This window comes from Mycobacterium sp. 050272, assembly GCF_039023525.1.
GTDB lineage: Bacteria > Actinomycetota > Actinomycetes > Mycobacteriales > Mycobacteriaceae > Mycobacterium.
This window is the reverse complement of the sequence record NZ_JBCHKV010000001.1, coordinates 330372-350853: the sequence shown is the minus strand read 5'-3', so window position 1 is coordinate 350853 and position 20482 is coordinate 330372. Positions and strand designations below refer to the sequence as shown.

Below are 20482 nucleotides of genomic sequence, written 5' to 3'. Positions count from 1 at the left end.
GCCCCTCGCTCACGACCACATCGCCACATTCGTCGACATGGCGCCGGTGTAGTTGCCATGCGCGGTATGGGCGGCGCTCCGCAACTGCATCAGCGCCGCGCGCATCATCGCCTCGCCTTGTGCCCAGAGCTGATGGGCTTCGGCATGGGCAGCCGCCCCCTCGCCCGTCCACGTCGTGTGCAGATTGCTTACCAGAGAATCGATTTCGGAGAGCATGCTTTCGGCATAGCGTTGAAATTCGGACATCCGCTGGACGGCATCCGCCAACGCCTGCGGATCCACCCGAAACGCCTCAGCCATTGTGAACCTGCCGAATCGCTTGCGCGGAGGCGGCCTCGTTGTGCTGATATCCCTTGCCAGCCCGGTCTACCGCCTTGGCGAGCATCGACAAACCCTGCTCGACCTCGGTAGCCCCGCGGTGCCACAGCTCCCACGCGGCCGAGTAGGCGCTTCCCGATCCGCCCTGCCAGCCGCCCAACATCTCGCCGACCTGACCGTCGAGTTCCGACAATTGATTCCGAAGAGATTCGGCTGCACCGAGTAAGCCCTGCGCGAACCCCTGCATCACCTCGGGGTCGACACGCAGATTCTCGTTTGCGGCCATGGCCGAAATTTAATCTCTGCGGTGGCCACCCACAATTCAGTCGCGGGGTGCGGCTCGGCCGATGCCACACTGGTGCCATGACTGAGCGCCCCAAGGTGGAGCTGCTGACCCGCGCCGGATGCACCATCTGCGAGCGGGCCCACGCACGCCTGGCGGAGTTGGCCGGGGAGCTGAATTTCGACCTGGCCACCACCGACGTCGACGCCGCGGCGGCAGCCGGCAACCCGGGGCTGCGGGCCGAGTTCGGCGATCGGCTGCCCGTGATTTTGCTGGACGGCCGCGAGCACAGTTACTGGGAGATCGACGAGCCGAGGCTGCGCGCGGACCTCACTCGATGACGCTGCGTAGTGGGCGCGGACTCATTATTTGGTAGCCCACCGAATAAACGTTTACCGTAGATGGCAGTTCAGTTACTGGAGTAGCGAGGGAGCTGGCCAGGTGATGCTGCCGTGAGCATCTTGCTCTTCGGGGTTTCGCACCGTAGTGCGCCGGTCTCCGTTCTGGAACAACTCAGCATCGACGAATCGGATCGCAACAAGATCGTCGACCGGGTTTTGCAGTCGCCGCTGGTCACCGAGGCCTTGGTGCTGTCGACATGCAACCGGGTCGAGGTCTACGCGGTGGTTGACGCGTTCCACGGCGGTTTGGCCGTGATCGGGCAGGTGCTGTCGGAATACTCCGGTATGTCGATGGGCGAGCTCACCAAACACGCGTACGTGCGCTACAGCGAGGCCGCCGTCGAGCACCTGTTCGCCGTCGCCAGCGGTCTGGACTCCGCGGTGATCGGCGAACAGCAGGTGCTCGGGCAGGTGCGCCGGGCCTACGCGGCCGCCGAGTCGAATCGCACGGTCGGGCGGGTCCTGCACGAGCTCGCTCAACGCGCGCTGTCGGTCGGCAAGCGGGTGCATTCGGAAACGGCGATCGACGCCGCGGGCGCCTCGGTGGTGTCGGTCGCGCTGGGTATGGCCGAACGCAAGGTGGACGGGCTGGCGGGCAAGACCGCGGTCGTCGTCGGCGCCGGCGCGATGGGCGCGCTGTCGGCGGCCCACCTGATCCGGTCCGGTGTCGACCACATCCTGGTCCTCAACCGGTCGCTGTCCCGGGGACAACGACTGGTCCGCAAGATCCGCGAATCGGGCGTGCGCGCCCAGGCGATGACGCTTGACCGGCTTGCCGACGCACTGACCGACGCCGACGTGGTGGTCAGCTGTACCGGTGCGGTGAGTCCGGTGGTGTCGCTGGCCGACGTGCACAACGCGCTGGCCGCCGCGCAGCGTGACGACACCGGCCGCCCGCTGTTGATCTGCGACCTGGGCATGCCGCGCGACGTCGATCCCACGGTGGCCGGGTTGCCCGGCGTCTGGGTCGTCGACGTGGAGCGCATCCAGCACGAGCCCTCGGCGCACGCCGCCGCCGGCGACGTCGACGCCGCACGCCATATCGTGGCCGCCGAGGTTGCCGCCTACCTGGCCGGGCAGCGGATGGCCGAGGTGACCCCGACCGTGACCGCGTTGCGCCAGCGCGCCGCCGACGTCGTGGAAGCCGAGCTGCTGCGGCTGGAGAACCGGCTGCCCGGCCTCGAGAGCGCCCAGCGCGAAGAGGTCGCTCGCACCGTCCGGCGCGTGGTGGACAAACTGCTGCACGCTCCGACCGTGCGAATCAAACAACTCGCCAGCGCCCCCGGCGGCGACAGCTACGCCGAGGCGCTACGTGAGCTTTTCGAACTCGACCAAACCGCCGTCGATGCCGTGGCTGCGGGTGAATTGCCAGTAGTCCCAATGGGATTCGACGCCGGCACGCAGCAATCCGCCGAGTAACCCGATTGGCGCATGTGATCCGGTTAGGCACGCGGGGCAGTCTGCTCGCCACCACCCAGGCCTCCGTCGTTCGAGACACTCTGATCGCCAACGGACACCCCGCGGAGTTGGTGATCATCAGCACGGCCGGTGACCAGTCGTCGGCGCCCATCGAAAGCCTGGGTGTGGGCGTGTTCACCACCGCTTTGCGCGAGGCGATCGTGGACGGCCGGGTCGACGCTGCCGTGCACTCTCACAAGGATTTGCCGACCGCCGACGACCCGAGGTTCCACATCGCGGCCATCCCGGCACGGAATGACCCGCGCGATGCACTGGTTGCGCGCGACGGGCTGGTGCTCGGGGAGTTGCCGGCGGGTTCGCTGGTCGGCACGTCATCCCCGCGCCGGGCCGCGCAGCTTAGGGCATTGGGTCTCGGTTTGGAAATCCGCCCCCTACGAGGCAACCTAGATACCAGGTTGAACAGGGTAAGTAGTGGTGATCTAGACGCCATCGTGGTGGCCCGGGCCGGACTGGCCCGCCTGGGCCGGCTCGCTGATGTCACCGAGACGCTGGAGCCGGTGCAAATGTTGCCAGCACCGGCTCAGGGTGCGCTTGCCGTCGAATGCCGCGCCGATGACGGCGGGCTGGCGGCAGTGCTGGCGGAGTTGGACGACTCCGACACACGCGCAGCGGTCACCGCGGAGCGAGCCCTGTTGGCCGAACTGGAGGCGGGTTGCTCCGCACCGGTGGGAGCGATCGCCGAGGTGGTCGAGTCCATTGATGAGGACGGCCGGGTCTTCGACGAGCTGTCGCTGCGCGGTTGCGTCGCGGCGCTCGACGGATCCGATGTGATCCGCGCGTCCGGCATCGGCGCTCCCGAGCGGGCCCGAGAGCTAGGGCTCTCGGTGGCGGCGGAGCTGTTGGAGTTGGGCGCGGGAGAGCTGATTGGGGGAGCGCGGCAAAACCCCGCGCACGAGAACTGAATGACGTCAAAAGGGATGTGTTGGGAGCGACAATGACGACGCGAGGGCGCAAGCCGAGACCGGGCCGCATCACGTTCGTGGGTTCCGGCCCGGGTGATCCGGGATTGTTGACCACACGGGCGGCCACAGTGCTGGCCAATGCGGCTCTGGTGTTCACCGATCCCGACGTACCCGAACCGGTGCTGGCGCTGATCGGCAAGGACCTGCCGCCCGTTTCGGGCCCGGCACCCGCCGAACCACCACCCGCGACCAGCGATGGGTCAGCCGACGCGGATCCGCCACCGGCGGCGCCGACGGTGCTGTCCGGTGGTGCCGACATCCGCCCGGCGCTCGGCGAGCCGGCCGAGGTCGCCAAGACGCTGACCGCCGAGGCCCGCACGGGCGTCGACGTCGTGCGGCTGGTGTCCGGTGACCCGCTGACGCTCGACGCGGTAATCAGCGAGGTGAACGCCGTCGCGCGGACTCACCTGCACATCGAGATCGTGCCGGGCCTGGCCGCGACCAGCGCGGTGCCGACGTATGCGGGTCTGCCGCTGGGCTCCTCGCACACCGTGGCCGACGTGCGCGACCCACAGGTGGATTGGGAGGCGTTGGCGGCGGCTCCCGGCCCGCTGATCCTGCAGGCCACGCCGACGCATCTGGCCGACGCGGCGCGCACGCTGATCGACCATGAGCTGGCCGAGACCACCCCGTGCGTGGTGACCGCTCAGGGCACGACCTGTCAGCAGCGTTCGATCGAGACCACGTTGCAGGGGCTGACCGACGCGGCCGTCGTGGCCGGCGCCGGCGACCCGGCGGGCCCGTTGACCGGACCGCTGGTGGTGACCATCGGCAAGACTGTCAACAGCCGGTCGAAGCTGAACTGGTGGGAGAGTCGCGCCCTGTACGGCTGGACCGTGTTGGTGCCGCGCACCAAGGACCAGGCCGGTGAGATGAGCGAGCGACTTACCTCCTACGGCGCGCTGCCGGTCGAGGTCCCGACCATCGCGGTCGAGCCGCCGCGCAGCCCCGCCCAGATGGAGCGTGCTGTCAAGGGATTGGTCGACGGCCGGTTCCAGTGGGTGGTGTTCACCTCCACCAACGCCGTGCGCGCGGTGTGGGAGAAGTTCGGCGAGTTCGGGCTGGACGCCCGCGCATTCTCCGGCGTCAAGATCGCCTGCGTGGGCGAGTCGACGGCTGACCGGGTCCGCGCCTTCGGGATCAGCCCCGAGCTGGTGCCGGCCGGGGAGCAGTCCTCGCTGGGTCTGCTGGACGACTTCCCGCCCTACGACAGCATTTTCGATCCGGTGAACCGGGTTTTGCTGCCGCGTGCCGACATCGCCACCGAGACGCTGGCCGAAGGCCTGCGCGAACGTGGTTGGGAGATCGAGGATGTCACCGCGTACCGGACGGTGCGTGCGGCGCCTCCGCCGGCGTCCACCCGCGAAATGATCAAGACGGGTGGCTTCGACGCGGTGTGCTTCACGTCCAGCTCGACGGTGCGCAACCTGGTCGGCATCGCCGGTAAACCTCACGCGCGCACCATCATCGCCTGCATCGGCCCCAAGACGGCCGAAACCGCTGCCGAGTTCGGCCTGCGGGTGGATGTGCAGCCCGACACCGCTGCCATCGGCCCACTGGTCGACGCGCTGGCCGAACACGCCGCGCGGTTGCGCGCCGAGGGCGCGCTGCCACCTCCGCGTAAGAAGAGCCGCAGGCGCTAGTGAACTACCCGCGGCAGCGCCCGCGTCGGCTCCGTTCCACCCCCGCGTTGCGTCGCTTGGTGGCGCAAACGTCTTTGGAGCCAAGGCATTTGGTGCTGCCGATGTTCGTCGCCGACGGGATCGACGAACCACGACCGATCCCGTCGATGCCTGACATTGTGCAGCACACCCGCGAATCGCTGCGCCGCGCGGCCGCCGATGCGGTGGCAGCCGGCGTGGGCGGGCTGATGCTGTTCGGTGTGCCGCTCGAGGAGGACAAGGACGCTACTGGTTCGGCCGGTACCGACCCCGACGGGATTCTCAACGTCGCGCTTCGAGACCTGGCCAAGGATCTCGGTGACGCCACGGTGTTGATGGCCGACACCTGCCTCGACGAATTCACCGACCACGGTCATTGCGGCGTTCTCGACGCCCGGGGCCGGGTGGACAACGACGCCACGCTGAGGCGATACGTGAAATTAGCTGTAGCGCAAGCGGAATCGGGCGCGCAGGTGGTGGGTCCGAGCGGCATGATGGACGGGCAGGTGGGCGCCATTCGCGACGGCCTGGACACAGCGGGCTACACCGATGTGGTGATCCTGGCCTATGCCGCGAAGTTCGCATCGGCGTTCTACGGCCCGTTCCGGGAAGCGGTGAGCTCGAGCCTGTCCGGCGATCGTCGGACCTACCAGCAGGAACCCGGCAACGTCCGAGAAGCGGTGCGTGAGATCGAGTTGGACATCGACGAGGGCGCCGACATCATCATGGTCAAGCCCGCGATGAGTTACCTCGACGTGGTGGCCGCTGCGGCGGAAGTCTCGCCAGTGCCGGTGGCCGCCTATCAGGTGTCGGGGGAGTACGCGATGATTTGTGCTGCGGCAGCCAATAATTGGATCGACAAGCGCGCCGCGGCCCTGGAATCGCTGATCAGTATTCGCCGTGCCGGTGCCGACATCGTGCTGACCTATTGGGCCGCGGAGGCGGCGGGTTGGCTTTCCTAGCGGCCACACCGGCGGTAGACAATCAGGGGATGAGGCTTCCATGACGACAACGAGGGACGTCGATCCCGGGCCGTTGTTCTACGAACCCGGCGCCAGCTGGCTTTGGGTGTTGAGCGGCCCGGCCGCGGCGGTGTCGATGATCCTGATCGAAATGTGGAGTGGCGCAGCGATATCGCTGTGGGTCCCGGCCATCTTCCTGGTGATGGTGTCGGCGTTCATCTCGCTGCAGATCAAGGCGGCGCGCATCCACGTGTCGGTCGAACTGACCCAGGACGCCCTGCGTCAGGGCACCGAGACGATCCTGGTTCGCGAAATCATCAAGGTGTACCCCGAGCCGGAGAATCCGGCGAATTCCGACAGGGAGTTGGCGCGCTGGCAGTCGGCTCGGGCGCTCGGCGAACTGTTCGGGGTGCCGCGCGGCCGGACCGGAATCGGCCTCAAGCTCACCGGGGGTCGCACCGCGCAGGCCTGGGCCAAACGCCATCGTCGTCTTCGGGAAGCGTTGACCCCGTTGGTGCAGGAGCGCGTGGAGCCGGCTCGATCGGACGTCTGGGACATCGACGACGATGAGCCTCAGCTGTGATCGCCCGCTACCGAGCCGTGGTCGAACTCGTCGTCGCCGGCGTGGCGCTGGTTGGTGTTGGGGTGAGCTGGCTGCACGCGCGCCATATCGTGAACGTCGCGCCGATCACCGAGGGCCAGCCGTCCACGACGGCGCTGGTGTACAACCCGCAGCTGCTGCTGCTGGCCCTGCTGCTGGCGCTGGTCGCCGGAGTGCTGGCCGTCCTGGGAATCGCTAGGCTGTGGCGCGCTCGCAGCGCCGCTACGCCGTCTTCCTGAACAGCGGCATTGCCAGCCGGCGGCGGCAGACGACCGCGTCGGCCAGGGCGCCGAATGCCTCGGGCACCGAGCCGGCGAGCGGAAACACCGAATCACCGCTACCGGCGACCAGCCGCTCGATCACGTCGGCGCCCGCGACCAGCGTCCACTCCACCCCGGCGCGGCGGCAATCCTCGTCGAATGTGTCCAGCAACGACAAGCCGGCCCCGGCGAAGTCGGTCACGGCGCTGATGTCGAGTACCAGGGGATTCTCACCGACGATGAAACGGCGGACGCACCTGCTGACCCGGTCGACATTGACGGCGTCGACCTCTCCCCAGATGGTCACCACCGTGGCGAGGTGGCGGCAGTGAGCCCGAACTTCGGCTCCACCGCAGTCGAGGCCGCCCTGTCGAGCCGTGGTCATCGCGATCGTCATGAACGCCCCCATTTCGGTGGTGGTGCGAAGGCCGCCCGCAATGCCGACCAAGCTAATTACCACGGTGCCCGCCAAACTTAAGGAGACCGACAGTTACGTCTAACTGTTTGCTAAAAAGCTGACCGAGTGGCGGTCCGCGGCGGCACGTCGGCGGGCACACCGTCGCCGTCACACGATCCGGGCCGCCGCGCTGTTAGGCTGCTCTGGCTACCGGTTGCGAGTCGGGGGGCTTGGGATAGGGCGAAATGCCCGGTCAGCCGGGTGAGAAGGCAACGAAAACCGCAAGGGTCCAGAGCGAAAGAGCGTCGTGCGCAGCGCAGAGATCAAGGGTGAGATCAAGGCCCTGACGGGACTCCGCATCATCGCCGCCGTGTGGGTGGTGCTGTTTCATTTCCGGCCGATGCTGAGCGACATCTCGCCCGATTTCCGCGAAAACCTGGCGCCCGTGCTCAATAGCGGCGCCCAAGGCGTCGACCTGTTCTTCATTCTCAGCGGGTTCGTGCTGACCTGGAACTACCTCGACCGGATGGGCCGTTCCTGGTCGACGCGCGAGACCCTGCACTTCCTGTGGCTGCGGCTGGCCCGGGTCTGGCCGGTGTATTTGGTCACCATGCACCTGGCCGCGCTGCTGGTGATCCTGTCGCTCCACGTCGGCCACGTGCCGCTGCCGGAGGCGAACGACCTCACCGCGGTCAGCTACATCCGTCAGGTCCTGCTCGTGCAGCTGTGGTTCGAGCCGTTCTTCGACGGAACCAGCTGGGACGGACCGGCCTGGTCGATCAGCGCGGAATGGCTGGCTTACCTCCTTTTCGGCGTGCTCGCCCTGGTCGTGTTCCGGATGAAGCTGGCCACCCGGGCGCGGACCCTGATGTGGCTGGCCGTCGCGGCCTCGCTGCCACCGGTGGTAATGCTGTTGGCCAGCGGTCACTTCTACACACCGTGGAGCTGGCTGCCGCGGATCGTGACGCAGTTCGTCGCGGGGGCGCTGGCCTGCGCGGCCGTGCGACGGTTGCGGCTGACCGATCGCGGTCGCCACTTCGCCGGATACCTCTCCTTGTTGCTGCTGGCCGCGGTGGTGGCCGTCCTGTACTGGTTTAACGTCCATCCGATTAGCGGGGTCGTGGAAAACGACAGCGGCGGGCTGGTCGACGTGCTGTTCGTCCCCCTGGTCATCACGCTGGCCGTCGGCCTGGGCAGCCTGCCCAGGCTGCTGTCCACCCGGGTGATGGTCTACGGCGGGCAGATCTCGTTCTGCCTGTACATGGTGCATGAGCTGGTGCACACGTCCTGGGGATGGGCGGTCGAACAATTCGAGCTCACGCCGTGGCAGTCCGATTCCCCCTGGAAATGGAACGTGCTGGGTCTGTTGGCGATCGCTCTGGCGCTGTCCAGCCTGCTCTATCACGTCGTGGAGGAACCCGCCCGGCGCTGGATGCGCAGGATGGTCGACGTGCGTCCCGCGGCCCAGCCAACCGAGGCCAGCGAGCCGGCCGCGGCCAGGGTTCATCAGATCGACGGTGGACTGGAACCGATCGCCGAGCGCACGGCTTCCTGAGTACCGGCGAATCATGCTGTGCCCCATGCCCTCTCGGACCAGGAGTTCGCAGTGTTAGCCGCGCCGCACTGGTAGCTTGGGACATGCTGATCGACCCCGGTCGTGGATCGCAGCTGTGAAACAGCGCGTTGACGGCCGGTTCGCGTCGGTTATTCGTACGATTTCCGTTGGTTGGGTGCATTACCGGGCCATGCAGTGCACAGGGGGAGGTAAGAGTGAGTCGTCTGGCCGCGTTCGTCGTCAACCTCGCTCTGCTGGTCGGCGTGAGTTTTGAAGTCGTGGCACACCCGGCACACGCGCGGCCTTACCAGGCGTTGACTCTGGATGGCCGGCTGACCCACATCGCGGTGGTCGGCGACTCCTACACGACCGGCACCGACGAGGGCGGCCTGGGCCCGAACGCGTGGACCGCCCTAGCCTGGCAAACGCTGACCAAGCGCGGCCTGCAGATCGACGCCGAGGTGGCGGCCGAGGGCAGGGCCGGTTATGCCGTACCCGGTGACCACGGCAGCATCTTCGAGGATCTCACCGTCAGGTCGGTCAAGGCCGACGACGTGCTGGTGGTGTTCTTCGGCTCCCGCAACGACCAGGGCACCGATCCGGGCATGCTGGCCGGCCGGGCGCGCGATACCTTTCAAGTCGCGCGCATCCTGGCACCGACGGCGAGATTCCTGGTGATCGGACCGCCGTGGCCGACCGCCGATGTGCCCGAATCCGTGTTGCAGATCCGTGATGTGCTCAACTCCGAGGCGCGGGCTGCGGGCGCGGCGTTCGTCGACCCGATCGGCGCCCACTGGTTCGTCGACCGGCCCGACCTGATCGGCCCAGATGGCGTGCACCCCAACGACGCCGGGCACCGATACATGGCTGACAAGATTGCGCCGCTGATTCGCACGCAGCTGTTCAGATAGCGAGGCGCCGAAAGTTTCGGCGGGCTGGCCCCCCTCAAAACGCCAGCCGCGCAAGGCTTTACGCGCCAACCCTGAGCGCTTAGTCTTCTGCGTGCCGTTCGTAGTCCCACTGCTCCAGGCGTGCTTGTAGCTGCATCAAGCCGATTCCGGCGACTGGCGTAGCAGCCGCGATGCAGACCAACAACAGCGGGGACATTTCAAACCTCCAAAACCCTTACATTCGTAACACGTTCGCTTTCGCGGCGGGGTTCATTCGCAAAGAAAGTCATCGCAACGTCATCCGTCCGTTATGGCTCCGTCTGCGAGTGCGCCCATCACTGGCGCCAACAACTGCGCATATTCGGTTGTGACGTGGTTGTCGTCGCGAAACACCAGGGTGTTACCGACGATCACGGGGCAACGCTGCGATGTGCAGAACAGGTCGGTGAGGTCGGCGTAATGGCCGCCGTTGCCGGTGACCGCGGCCCGCTCCGCGGAGATACCGCCGTCGTTGACCGCGACCGAACGGCTTGGCGCGCAGGCGGTGGCGTCGTCCAGGTGTCCGGATAAGCAGGTGGGCACCGGGGACTGCGGATCCGGGGCGGGGCCGAGCACCAGGACGGTCGCGCCGGTGCGGCGCAATTGTGCGACGGTGCGACCCAGCGTCTCGATCCACGCCGGGTCGTACGACACGAAGCCGAAATCGCCGCCGTAGCGCCGGCTCATGTCCAGCACGACCAGCCGCGGATGCTCGGCAGCCACCCGGGCCAGCACCTGCGCGCGCCATTGTTCGCACTCGGTGTACTCGCGGCCCAGATACGGGCTGTCGATGGGCAGGTCCTGGATCGGGCAGGTCACTTTAGCCATCGTTTCCAGTCGCCAGTGCCGCTGCTCGGCGACTTGCGCAAAGGCCGGGTTCCACATCGCCGCGTGCGAGTCGCCGATCAGCGCGACCGTCGTCGGCGAGCCGATGTCGCCTGCGGCACACTCGCTTTGCCCGATGTCGCGCCAGGAGCGCACACAGCCGTTGACGAAGACGGCGGCCTTGTCGGCCGGCGCCTGGGCCAGCGGCGGATCCAGATTCGACGGGACGGCACGCAGGCCGGCTGCTTGCGCGACAGCGTCGCGCACCTGCGCCAGGGCCTGCTGGACGGCCGTCTGCTGCGCACCGGCGTTGGGGGCGGCGGTGGGCAAAGCCATGATGGTGGCCTTCGCCGCGGCCGGGCCGTGGCCGACCGGAACTGGTATCACCGTCAGCAGCAGCACGCAGGCGGATGCGGTGGCGGCACTGGCGATCCCGGCTACGGCCAGGCTCGTCTTGGCCGACCGGCGCAGCGCGGCGGCGAACCGGCCGGGATTCTCCACCAGATGGAAGGTGATCACCGCCAGCCCGGCGGAGACGGCCGTCGCGGCCAATCGGGCCGCCAGGCCGGCTTCGCCCAGCAGCCGCGGCATCAGTAGCAGCACCGGCCAATGCCACAGGTACCAGGAGTACGACACCCGCCCGATCGCGCGCATCGCCGGCCGGCACAGCAGCCGGCCGACCCCCAGGCTGCGGGTGACGCAGCCACCGCCGATCACCAGCGCGGTGCCCAGCACCGGCAGCAGCGCCGCGGTGCCCGGGTAGGGCGTAGCGGGGCCCAGCTGGGTGCAGGTCAGCAGAATCAGCGCCAGACCGCCCCAGCCGGCGACCGCCGCGGGCAGCAGCGGCAGCCGGCGCCACTGCTCGATCGACAGCGCGACCAGCCCGCCGACGGCCAGCTCCCAGGCCCGGGTGGGCAACGAGAAGAAGGCCCACGGCGGCGAGCTACGGGTCCACACCACGGCCGCCGCCAGCGAGGCCGCGGCGACCAACGTCAGCACCGCCGCGTACGGCGCCGCCTTAGCCGTGGGATTGGCTTTGGAATCGGCAGGAGCGTCGCGCCGCACGCGTCCGGCCAGCCACGCGGTGCCGATGATCAACACCGGCCATACCAGATAGAACTGCTCCTCGACGCCGAGTGACCAGTAGTGCTGGAACGGCGAGGGCGCCTCGGCGTTCAGGTAGTCGGTGCCCTGCTGCGCGAACCGGTAGTTGCCGACGTAAAGCGCACTGGCGATGCCGTCGAGGAACACGCTTCGGGCCTGCAACGGCGGCAGCACGGCGGCCGCCGCGATGGCGGTGACGACGGCGACGGTGGCCGCGGCCGGCAACAGCCGTCGGGCCCGTGCTCCGTAAAACCGGCCCAGCGCAATGGTTTTCGCGGTGCTGACTTCGCGCCACAGCAGGCCGGTGATCAGGAAGCCGGAGATGACGAAGAAGACGTCGACGCCGATGAAGCCGCCGGCGGTACCGGGAATGCCCGCGTGGTAGAGCACGACCGCGACGACCGCGACGGCCCGCAGGCCCTCGATGTCGGGGCGGAACCCGCGTCGGGGAATTTGTCGGGTGGGGCTATCGCCCGCTGGTGAGGGCGGGCTCGACGCGGTTTCCTGCCGGACTGCCATGCCTTTGTTGGGATGCCTCGCTAGGTCGCCAGCCAGGAAAGCTCGCCGGGTAATTGCAAACGCCACCACGTCATGTCGTGGCCTCCGACGGTGAAGCTTACCGCCGGAGGCGTTTTGAGTTGGCTCACGAATTGGCGTGTCGCGGGATAGAACCGGTCGAATGTCCCGCAGTCCACCCGTAGCGGAATCTGCGACAGCGCCGGCAGGCCCATGACGCTGTTGGTCATCCAGTCCTCTTCGCTGTCAAACGCTTTGGGTGCGCAGTCGGCGTAGGACGGGTACAGCGCCGGGCTGATTGCGCAGATCCCCGCGGTCCGCGACGGCCCCAGCTTGGCGCCCAGACGCAGTGCCCCGTATCCACCCATGGACCAGCCCATGAAGCCCACCCGAGAGGTATCCATGCCCATCGAGCCCAGCATCGGCAACAGCTCGTCGAGGACCATCGCCCCGGAGTCGGTGCCGTCGGCCCGCTTGTGCCAGTAGGAGTCGCTGCCGCCGTCGACACCGACCACCGCGAACGGCGGCTTGCCCTCCTTGACCAGCCGGGCCAGCGCGTCCTCGACACCGCAGTCCAGCATCATGTTCGCGTCGCCGTCCTTGCCGTGCAACGCGATTACCGGCCGCAGCGGCCCGCTCTGCGACATCTGCCCGGGCGGCAGCGCGATCACCCAATTGGTCTTGACCCCGCCGCGCGCCTTGGAGATGAACGAGCCCGTCAGTTTGTTGGGCAGGTTGCTGCTCGCGGTCGACGGCTCGAACGGGGAGGGCAGTGGCGCCGCCCGTGGTTTCAGCGGATCCAGCCAGGCGCTCAACGCCCACGCGCCAGCGGCCGCAACGGTGGCATTGGCGCCCATTCGCAGCACCGCGCGGCGGTTCGGTTCAGGCACGAGCGTCATAATGCCGCGCGCACAGCGTCATTCCGACCCCGTCGCGGAGTTTGGAAGGGCTTTGTAATGCGGCAGTCATCGAGCAGTGACGTGCGGCGCATCACAGTCCGGCGGATGGAATCTGCGAGGTTTCAACCCTCGCGCGGCGCACCGCGCTTCGCGAGGCTGGAGCTTTCGTGCATGGTTTCGAAATGAATGCTGATCAAGAACGGAAGAGGATTCGATGACTCTGGCATTTCACTGGTTCTTGCCGACGTACGGGGATTCGCGCAACCTCGTCGCCGGTGGGCACGGTACGTCGATGCACGGCGACCGGCCCGCGACGCTGCGGTATCTGCACCAGATTTGCGCCGCCGCCGAGGACAACGGTTTCGAGGCGGTGCTCACACCGACCGGCTTGTGGTGCGAGGACGCCTGGTTGACGACGGCGACGCTGATCGAGCGCACCGAGACGCTGAAGTTCCTGGTCGCCTTTCGCCCGGGACTGCTGAGCCCCACCCTGGCCGCACAGATGGCCGGCACCTTCCAGCGCCACTCGGACGGACGGCTGTTGCTCAATGTCGTCACCGGTGGCGAACCCCACGAGCAGCGGGCCTACGGAGATTTTCTGGACAAGCAGGCGCGCTACGCCCGCACCGCCGAATTCCTCGACGTGGTGCGGCAATTGTGGACCTCGAAGGAACCGGTGACGTTCGCCGGTGAGCACGTTCACATCGAGGGCGCACAACTGAACAATCCGCCCGACCCGATTCCCGAGGTGTTCTTCGGCGGCTCGTCAGGGCCGGCCGGGCCGGTCGCGGCGAAGTACTCCGACGTCTACCTCACCTGGGGGGAACCGCTGGCGGCCGTCGGCGAGAAATTGGATTGGGTGCGCCGGCTGGCCGCCGATGTCGGGCGGACCCTCAAATTCGGGTTGCGGATCCACGTGATCAGCCGCCCGAGCGCCGAGGAGGCCTGGGCCGAAGCCGATCGGCTGCTCGAGGCGATCGACCCGGCAGACGTCGAACGCGTGCAGGCGAGCCTGGCCCGCAGCGAGTCCGAGGGACAGCAGCGAATGCTGAAGTTGCACGGCGGCAAGAGCAGTGAGCTGCTGATCGCGCCCAACCTGTGGGCCGGCGTCGGCCTGGTGCGCGGCGGTGCGGGCACCGCGCTGGTCGGGTCGCACGAAGAGGTCGCGCAGCGACTGATCGAATACGCAGACCTCGGCATCGACCACTTCATCTTGTCCGGATACCCGCACCTGGAAGAGGCGTACTGGTTCGGCGAGGGCGTGCTGCCCCTGCTGGAGCGCCGGGGTGTGTGGCAGCACCCCACTCGCAAGACCCGGCAGCCGGCCTCGTCGACGCCGTTCGCCGCCGCGTCGGCGCAATAGCCATGGCGACGACGCTGCCCGCCCCCGCACCGGCGGATAACCTCGACGAATCCGACGCCGACCGGCGCCGGCGCCTGCGCACCGTCGTCGCGGCGAGCCTGCTCGGCACCACGGTGGAGTGGTACGACTTCTTCCTGTACGCCACCGCCGCCGGGCTGGTGTTCAGCAAGCTGTTCTTTCCCAACGCCAGCTCGCTGGTAGGCACGCTGCTGGCGTTCGCGACGTTCGCCGTGGGGTTCGTGATGCGGCCCGTCGGTGGCCTGGTGTTCGGCCACATCGGTGACCGGATTGGGCGCAAACGCAGCCTGGCGCTGACGATGCTGATCATGGGGGGTGCGACGGCGCTGATCGGCGCGCTGCCGAGCGCCGCCGCCATCGGGGTGTGGGCGCCGATCCTGCTGCTGGTGTTGCGCGTGCTGCAGGGTTTCGCACTCGGCGGCGAGTGGGGCGGTGCGGTGTTGCTGGCCGTCGAACACAGCCCCGGCGACCAGCGCGGCCGGTACGGGGCGATCCCGCAAATCGGCCTGGCCCTGGGCCTGGCGCTGGGCACCGGCATCTTCGCGCTTCTGCAGGTCGAATTGGGTTCGGCGGAGTTCCTCGCCTACGGCTGGCGGATCGCTTTCCTGCTGAGCCTGGTGCTGGTCGTGGTCGGCGTCCTGGTGCGCTGGCGCGTCGACGAGACACCGGCGTTCCAGGAGCTGCGCGACCTCGAGGCGGCCTCCACCGTGCCGATCCGCGAGATTTTCCGCGGCGGCCGATCCAGGCGAAACACCTTGCTGGGACTGCTTTCTCGGTGGGCCGAGGGTTCGGCGTTCAACACCTGGGGCGTGTTCGCGATCAGCTATGCCACCGGGGCGCTGGGCTTGCACAAGGTGTCCGTCCTGGTCGTGGTGACCATCGCCGCCCTGGTGATGGCGGTGCTGTTGCCGGTGTCGGGTGCACTGACCGACCGATACGGCGCCCGGCGTGTCTACCTGGTGGGCGTGGTGTGCTACGGCCTGGTGACCTTCCCGGTCTTCGCTCTGTTCGGCACCAAGAACCTGGTGTTGTTCGGGCTGGCGATGGTCATCGTGTTCGGTGTCGTGCACGCGCTGTTCTACGGCGCGCAGGGCACGCTGTTCTCGTCGCTGTACCCGACCCGGACCCGCTACACCGGCTTGTCGTTCGTCTACCAGTTCTCGGGCATCTATGCCTCCGGGGTGACGCCGATGATCCTGACCGCGCTGATCGCCGCGACCGGAGGCACGCCGTGGCTGGCGTGCGGGTATCTGGTTGCCACGGCGGTGATTAGCGTGATCGCCACGGCGTTGATCCGCGACCAAGATCTCTACCTCTAAGCCCCCTGCACAGTCGCTTTCCTCAGTAGGCTGCACTACTGGAGTTGTCGTTCCCCGTCGGCAGCCGCCGAGGAAGCGAGAAGACAAGTGACTGACGCCAACGTCGCCGGTTTCGAGTCGTTGTACGACCAGGCGGAGCACACCGACCGGCGGATCCCCTGGGACATCGGCGGCCCGCAGCCGGCCGTTGAGCAACTGGTGGCCTACGGCGGGATCCGCGGCGAGGTGCTCGATCCCGGCACCGGTCCCGGCTACCACGCCATTCATTTTGCGGCGCAAGGGTATTCGGCAACAGGGATCGACGAGTCGCCGTCGGCTATCGAGCGCGCCAAACGAAACGCCGAACAGGCCGGGGTCCAAGTCGATTTCCAGGTGGCCGACGCCACCAGGCTGGAAGGTTTCGACGGCCGATTCGACACCGTGGTCGACAGCGCGTTCTATCACGTGTTTTTGAATGACGAGGACATCCAGACCCGGTACGCGCAAGCGCTGCACCGGGCCACCAAGCCCGGGGCTCGTCTGTACATGTTCGAATTCAGCCCCCACAACGTCAACGGCCTGCAGTGGACGGGTATACCGGCCGACAATTTCGAGCGGGTCCTCGGTGGCAGCGGGTGGCGTATCGACTACCTGGGTGCAACGACCTATCAGGCCCGCTTCCTCAAGGAGACGTTCGACGCGATGAAAACGTTTGCGTCCGACCAGCAGGGCGAGATTCTGGAGAAGATGCGACCGCTGGTGCATCGACTAGGCGTGATCGACCCGCTCCTGGAAGACCACCGGGTGCACCTTCCGGCGTGGTCCGTGGTGGCCACCCGCCTGGACTAAACAGGTTCAAGGGCGGGCGCTTGCAACGGCATCGGGACACCGGCGTCGGCCTGGCCCAGCAGGCCGGCGCGGGTCGGCGTGCAGACGGTCTCGCCCAACAGCGCGCTGGCGTTGAGCTGGGGCTGGATTCCCGAGGTGCCCGCCAACCCCGGTGAGCCGCTCGCGACCGCGGTCGCCGGTGCCACCGGGGCCGTGCTGGGGGCGATGGGCGTCGCGACCGGGCTCAGGGAGGTGATCGCGAATCCCTCACCGCTGATGTTGGCCGTGCCGCCCCCGACTTCGACGAGGGCGGAGCTGCCGGCGCTGAGCATCACCGGGGCGTTTGGCTGGACTACGGTCGCGGCGCCCTGCTCCAAAGGTATTACGAAGCCGTCCCCCACCAGGATGACGCCGTTGCCGCCTTGGAGGGTGACCGTAACAGTGGAGTCGGCTTGCGCCCCGACGAACGCCACGCTTGTTTCATCGAGAGTGGTCGTCACGGTGTAGGAGCCGGGACCGATGGCGGGGTCGGCGTCGGCGGCGGCGCTAGAGACGATCTGGTTCGTGACGCCGCTCGAGTTGAGTTGTTGTGTGGTGGTATTCGAGCTGAGCTGTACCAGGGATTGGGTGCGGGCGCTGGTGGTGTTGCCGGCGGCCTGAGCCACAGCGCGAGTCTGGTCCAGCCGCCCGTCCGGCCGGGTGGTCTGTTGTGGTTGTTCAAAGGGTTGCAGTGCGCTGGCGGTCTCGGAGTCGGCGGCGTAGGCGTACATCGCGGTGGCGTCCTGGACCCACATCTCCATGTACTGGGCTTCGGTGGCCGCAATCGCCGGCGTGTTCTGTCCCAGGAAGTTGGTGGCCACCAACACCGTCAGCTGGGCACGGTTGGCCGCGATGACCGGCGGGGGCACCGTCATCGCGTACGCCGCCTCGTACGCAGCTGCGGCGGCGTAGGCCTGTGCGGCAGTCTTCGCGGCCTGAGCGGCGGTGGCGTGCAGCCATCCCACTTGGTGTGCGGCCGCGCTCGCCATCACCAGCGACGAAGGACCCCGCCAGTGGCCGGTCAGCTCCGCGACCTGCGCGGTGCAGTCACTCGCGGCCACCTCCAGCTGAGCGCTCACCGCATCCCAACCCGCTGCCGCCGCCAGCATCGGTCCCGCCCCGGGGCCGGTATACATGAGTCCGGAGTTGACCTCCGGTGGCTGCAGCGCGAAATCCATGGCATGAGCCTCTTTTCGGCCATAAGCGTGTTTTTTACTTAGCTACATGCATGCGCAGAGGATCTAACGCCGCGCACGTAAACGCGCGGCGACAGCGTGCTTAAGCTCCGTTATAGACCACGGGATTCATGCGTGAAAACCTTTCTGCTGTTGGAATTCCGCGCACCTGAGGGTTTGAATTGCATTCTCTCCCAGCATTTCACGAGATATTTTTGAACCCACGTCGAATCCGGGTAGCTCGGCCTGACACATCGCGGGTCCGGCTTAGGGTGATCGGGCGCCGCTCGCATACCTGCGGCGTGGCGACTGGCCGCGTAACCTGAGCGCCAGTCGTCGGGCGCCTCTGGTTGATGCATCAGCCACCATGTGCTGTGGTTAATTTTCAAGACTAGCTGGGGCGCGCCGGGAGGCCCGAGACATGCAAGACGTGAGTAGCACTGCGGAGCTGCGCCAAGGGCTTTCGCAGCGGCAGCTGAGCATGATCGCGCTCGGCGGTGTGATCGGCGCCGGGTTGTTCGTCGGGTCGGGCGTGGTGATCCGCGACACCGGTCCCGCCGCGTTCCTGACGTACGCGCTGTGTGGCGTGCTGGTCGTCCTGGTGATGCGGATGCTCGGCGAGATGGCCGCCGCCAACCCGTCGACCGGATCCTTCGCCGATTACGCGGCCAACGCGTTGGGCGGCTGGGCCGGGTTTTCGGTGGGCTGGCTGTATTGGTACTTCTGGGTGATCGTCGTCGGGTTCGAGGCGGTCGCCGGCGGCAAAATCCTCAACTATTGGTTCCACGCGCCACTGTGGTTGCTGTCGCTGTGCCTGATGGTGTTGATGACCGCGACGAATCTGTTCTCGGTGACATCGTTCGGCGAGTTCGAATTCTGGTTCGCCGGAATCAAAGTCGCGACCATCATCGCATTCCTCGGCATCGGTGCGGCATTCGTGCTCGGCCTGTGGCCGGGGCATCACGGCGGGTTCGCCAACCTGACCGCTCACGGCGGATTCTTCCCCAAGGGCATCGGCGCGGTCTTCGCCGCGATCGTCGTGGTGATCTTCTCGATGGTCGGCGCCGAGATCGTCACGATCGCCGCGGCCGAAAGCCGCGACCCGGCGCTCGGGGTGCAACGGGCGACCCGCTCGGTGGTCGTGCGCATCGCGATCTTCTTCGTCGGCTCGGTCTTTCTGCTCGTGGTCATCCTGCCGTGGCACTCGGTCGAGCTCGGTGCTTCGCCGTATGTCGCGGCGTTCAAGCAGATGGGCCTGGCCGGTGCGGATCAGGTGATGAACGCGGTGGTGCTCACGGCGGTGCTGTCGTGTTTGAACTCCGGCCTCTACACCGCATCGCGCATGCTGTTCGTGCTCGCCGCGCGCAACGAGGCGCCGATGCGGCTGGTCAAACTCAGCGGGCGCGGTGTGCCGCACTTCGCCATCTTGTTCTCGTCGGCGATCGGGTTCCTGTGCGTGCTGATGTCCTGGCTGGCGCCGCGCACGGTGTTTCTTTTCCTGCTCAATTCCTCGGGCGCGATCATCTTGTTCGTCTACTGGCTGATCGCCCTGTCGCAGATCATCCTGCGTCGGCGCACTCCCCCGGAGAAGCTTCGATTGAAGATGTGGTTCTTCCCGGTGCTGTCGATCCTCACGCTGGCCGCAATCACCGCCGTGCTGGTGCAGATGGCGTTCGACCATTCGGCACGCAGCCAGCTCTGGTTGTCGCTGTTGTCCTGGGCGTTCGTGCTGGGGCTGTACGGGGTGATGCGCGCGCGGGTGCGCCGCGCCGCCTAGGACGTCTTGGTGAACAGCACCGCCTGCTCGAACGGCAGCCGCCCGAAGACCTTCTGGGCTCCGCCGCTGACATGCTCGGCGGCCTCGTCGCGGCTGACGATCTGGGGGTCGGTGATGCCGAAGGTCTTGCCGTGGCGGCGCATCTTCCCGCCGCCGGCGGCCTTGAGGTTCTTCAGCCAGTCGCGATCCGGGCCGTAGGTCAGCAGCACCGCGATGCCGGGTTTGCCGTCGACTGTGGCCTCGAACGCGCTCACCGGCGTGCGGAACTCCTTGCCGGATTTGCGCCCGGTGTGCTCGATGATGGCGAAGGACGGGGCCCAGCCGGCCCACATCTTCTGAATGGGGTTGGTGACGTGCCGGTTGAACCGGGCCAGGCCTTGGGGAAGTTTCATGGCACCATCCAACTCTTCGTCGGCGGGCGACTTCAAGGCGTCGCCGCTTAATCCGGCGCAAACGGCGTAGGTTCATTGCATGGCCGCCTCACCCGGCGATGAAGCCGCCCAACGCGCCCGCGAGCTGCTGCAGCGCGGCGCGGAGCTCGCGGAACGCAAGGCCGTCACGCCCGAAGACGCCGAGCGCGCGGCCGAGCGTGCCGCCCGCGCCCAGGTGCGCGACCAGCAGGCCCGCGACCGCGAGCTGCTGCGCCACTACGAGGCCGGCGCTGCCCACGAACGCGCCGCCGAGATCGAGGAGCTCGCTGTTCGGGAGGGTCTCGGCGATGTCGAGGCGCACCGGCGTGCGGGGGAACGAGAACGCGCGGCGGCCCGCCGCGACCTGATGGCCGCGCAGGAATCCGACCAACAGGACGCCTGACTGCTACACCCTGTAGTTG

Annotated in this window: 21 protein-coding genes; 14 read left to right on the top strand and 7 right to left on the bottom strand. The window is 67.5% G+C overall.

The window, feature by feature from the left end; translation table 11 throughout:
* Positions 1–9: 9 nt before the first annotated feature.
* Together AAHS21_RS01725 and AAHS21_RS01720 are read right to left on the bottom strand one after the other, a co-directional pair.
* Positions 10–300: a WXG100 family type VII secretion target gene (locus tag AAHS21_RS01725; RefSeq protein WP_342925992.1), complete on the bottom strand. Its 291-nt coding sequence runs from the start codon at positions 298–300 to the stop codon at positions 10–12.
* Positions 293–604: a WXG100 family type VII secretion target gene (locus AAHS21_RS01720; RefSeq protein ID WP_342925991.1), complete on the bottom strand. Its 312-nt coding sequence runs from the start codon at positions 602–604 to the stop codon at positions 293–295. The genes AAHS21_RS01725 and AAHS21_RS01720 overlap by 8 nt, the downstream gene beginning before the upstream one ends.
* 77 nt (positions 605–681) lie before the next feature.
* On the opposite strand from AAHS21_RS01720, the gene AAHS21_RS01715 reads away from it, so the two are divergent.
* The 7 genes from AAHS21_RS01715 (at position 682) to AAHS21_RS01685 (ending at position 6906) form a co-directional block, all read left to right on the top strand.
* A complete protein-coding gene (locus tag AAHS21_RS01715; protein WP_342925990.1) occupies positions 682–942 on the top strand; it encodes a glutaredoxin family protein in 261 nt (86 codons plus the stop codon).
* Between the two features lie 111 nt (positions 943–1053).
* Positions 1054–2421, top strand: coding sequence for a glutamyl-tRNA reductase (locus tag AAHS21_RS01710; RefSeq protein WP_342925989.1), 1368 nt, complete (start codon positions 1054–1056; stop codon positions 2419–2421).
* 14 nt (positions 2422–2435) lie between these two features.
* Positions 2436–3383, top strand: coding sequence for a hydroxymethylbilane synthase (gene hemC / locus AAHS21_RS01705; protein WP_342926537.1), 948 nt, complete (start codon positions 2436–2438; stop codon positions 3381–3383).
* A 32-nt stretch (positions 3384–3415) separates the two neighbouring features.
* Complete coding sequence (locus tag AAHS21_RS01700; RefSeq protein ID WP_342925988.1) at positions 3416–5086, top strand: uroporphyrinogen-III synthase; 1671 nt, start codon at positions 3416–3418, stop codon at positions 5084–5086.
* Positions 5086–6066, top strand: a complete 981-nt coding sequence (hemB, locus tag AAHS21_RS01695) for a porphobilinogen synthase (protein WP_342925987.1) — start codon at positions 5086–5088, stop codon at positions 6064–6066. Before AAHS21_RS01700 ends, hemB begins: the two co-directional genes overlap by 1 nt.
* Positions 6067–6106: 40 nt before the next feature.
* Positions 6107–6649, top strand: a complete 543-nt coding sequence (locus AAHS21_RS01690; protein ID WP_342925986.1) for a DUF3093 domain-containing protein — start codon at positions 6107–6109, stop codon at positions 6647–6649.
* A complete protein-coding gene (locus tag AAHS21_RS01685) occupies positions 6646–6906 on the top strand; it encodes a hypothetical protein (RefSeq protein WP_342925985.1) in 261 nt (86 codons plus the stop codon). Before AAHS21_RS01690 ends, AAHS21_RS01685 begins: the two co-directional genes overlap by 4 nt.
* Here the strand turns inward: AAHS21_RS01685 and AAHS21_RS01680 are convergent.
* Entirely contained in the window at positions 6890–7324 is a 435-nt protein-coding gene (locus AAHS21_RS01680; RefSeq protein WP_342926536.1) for an STAS domain-containing protein, read from the bottom strand. The two genes, AAHS21_RS01685 and AAHS21_RS01680, sit on opposite strands and share 17 nt — an antisense overlap.
* A 307-nt stretch (positions 7325–7631) precedes the next feature.
* On the opposite strand from AAHS21_RS01680, the gene AAHS21_RS01675 reads away from it, so the two are divergent.
* The gene (locus AAHS21_RS01675; RefSeq protein WP_342925984.1) at positions 7632–8879 is read left to right on the top strand and encodes an acyltransferase; all 1248 of its coding nucleotides are present in this window, start codon (positions 7632–7634) and stop codon (positions 8877–8879) included.
* 215 nt (positions 8880–9094) lie between these two features.
* Positions 9095–9790: a GDSL lipase gene (locus AAHS21_RS01670; RefSeq protein WP_342925983.1), complete on the top strand. Its 696-nt coding sequence runs from the start codon at positions 9095–9097 to the stop codon at positions 9788–9790.
* A gap of 276 nt (positions 9791–10066) precedes the next feature.
* On the opposite strand, the gene AAHS21_RS01665 is transcribed toward AAHS21_RS01670, so the two are convergent.
* Positions 10067–12256, bottom strand: a complete 2190-nt coding sequence (locus AAHS21_RS01665) for an acyltransferase family protein (protein WP_342925982.1) — start codon at positions 12254–12256, stop codon at positions 10067–10069.
* Between the two features lie 20 nt (positions 12257–12276).
* Positions 12277–13152, bottom strand: a complete 876-nt coding sequence (locus AAHS21_RS01660; protein ID WP_342925981.1) for an alpha/beta hydrolase-fold protein — start codon at positions 13150–13152, stop codon at positions 12277–12279.
* A gap of 214 nt (positions 13153–13366) precedes the next feature.
* Between AAHS21_RS01660 and AAHS21_RS01655 the strand changes: the two genes are divergently transcribed.
* The 3 genes from AAHS21_RS01655 (at position 13367) to AAHS21_RS01645 (ending at position 16680) form a co-directional block, all read left to right on the top strand.
* On the top strand, positions 13367–14515 hold the full coding sequence (locus tag AAHS21_RS01655; RefSeq protein ID WP_342925980.1) for an LLM class flavin-dependent oxidoreductase: 1149 nt from the start codon (positions 13367–13369) through the stop codon (positions 14513–14515).
* 2 nt (positions 14516–14517) lie between these two features.
* Positions 14518–15852: an MFS transporter gene (locus AAHS21_RS01650; protein WP_342926535.1), complete on the top strand. Its 1335-nt coding sequence runs from the start codon at positions 14518–14520 to the stop codon at positions 15850–15852.
* Positions 15853–15939: 87 nt separating this feature from the next.
* Positions 15940–16680: a class I SAM-dependent methyltransferase gene (locus tag AAHS21_RS01645; RefSeq protein ID WP_342925979.1), complete on the top strand. Its 741-nt coding sequence runs from the start codon at positions 15940–15942 to the stop codon at positions 16678–16680.
* On the opposite strand, the gene AAHS21_RS01640 is transcribed toward AAHS21_RS01645, so the two are convergent.
* Positions 16677–17876, bottom strand: a complete 1200-nt coding sequence (locus AAHS21_RS01640) for a PPE family protein (RefSeq protein WP_342925978.1) — start codon at positions 17874–17876, stop codon at positions 16677–16679. The two genes, AAHS21_RS01645 and AAHS21_RS01640, sit on opposite strands and share 4 nt — an antisense overlap.
* A 427-nt stretch (positions 17877–18303) precedes the next feature.
* On the opposite strand from AAHS21_RS01640, the gene AAHS21_RS01635 reads away from it, so the two are divergent.
* A complete protein-coding gene (locus AAHS21_RS01635) occupies positions 18304–19650 on the top strand; it encodes an amino acid permease (RefSeq protein ID WP_342925977.1) in 1347 nt (448 codons plus the stop codon).
* Here AAHS21_RS01635 and AAHS21_RS01630 read toward each other — a convergent pair.
* Complete coding sequence (locus tag AAHS21_RS01630; RefSeq protein WP_342925976.1) at positions 19647–20042, bottom strand: nitroreductase family deazaflavin-dependent oxidoreductase; 396 nt, start codon at positions 20040–20042, stop codon at positions 19647–19649. The two genes, AAHS21_RS01635 and AAHS21_RS01630, sit on opposite strands and share 4 nt — an antisense overlap.
* A gap of 79 nt (positions 20043–20121) precedes the next feature.
* Here AAHS21_RS01630 and AAHS21_RS01625 point away from each other — a divergent pair, with 79 nt between their 5' ends.
* Positions 20122–20463 (top strand): hypothetical protein, encoded by a 342-nt coding sequence (locus AAHS21_RS01625; RefSeq protein ID WP_342925975.1) that lies wholly within the window; start codon positions 20122–20124, stop codon positions 20461–20463.
* Positions 20464–20482: the final 19 nt, after the last annotated feature.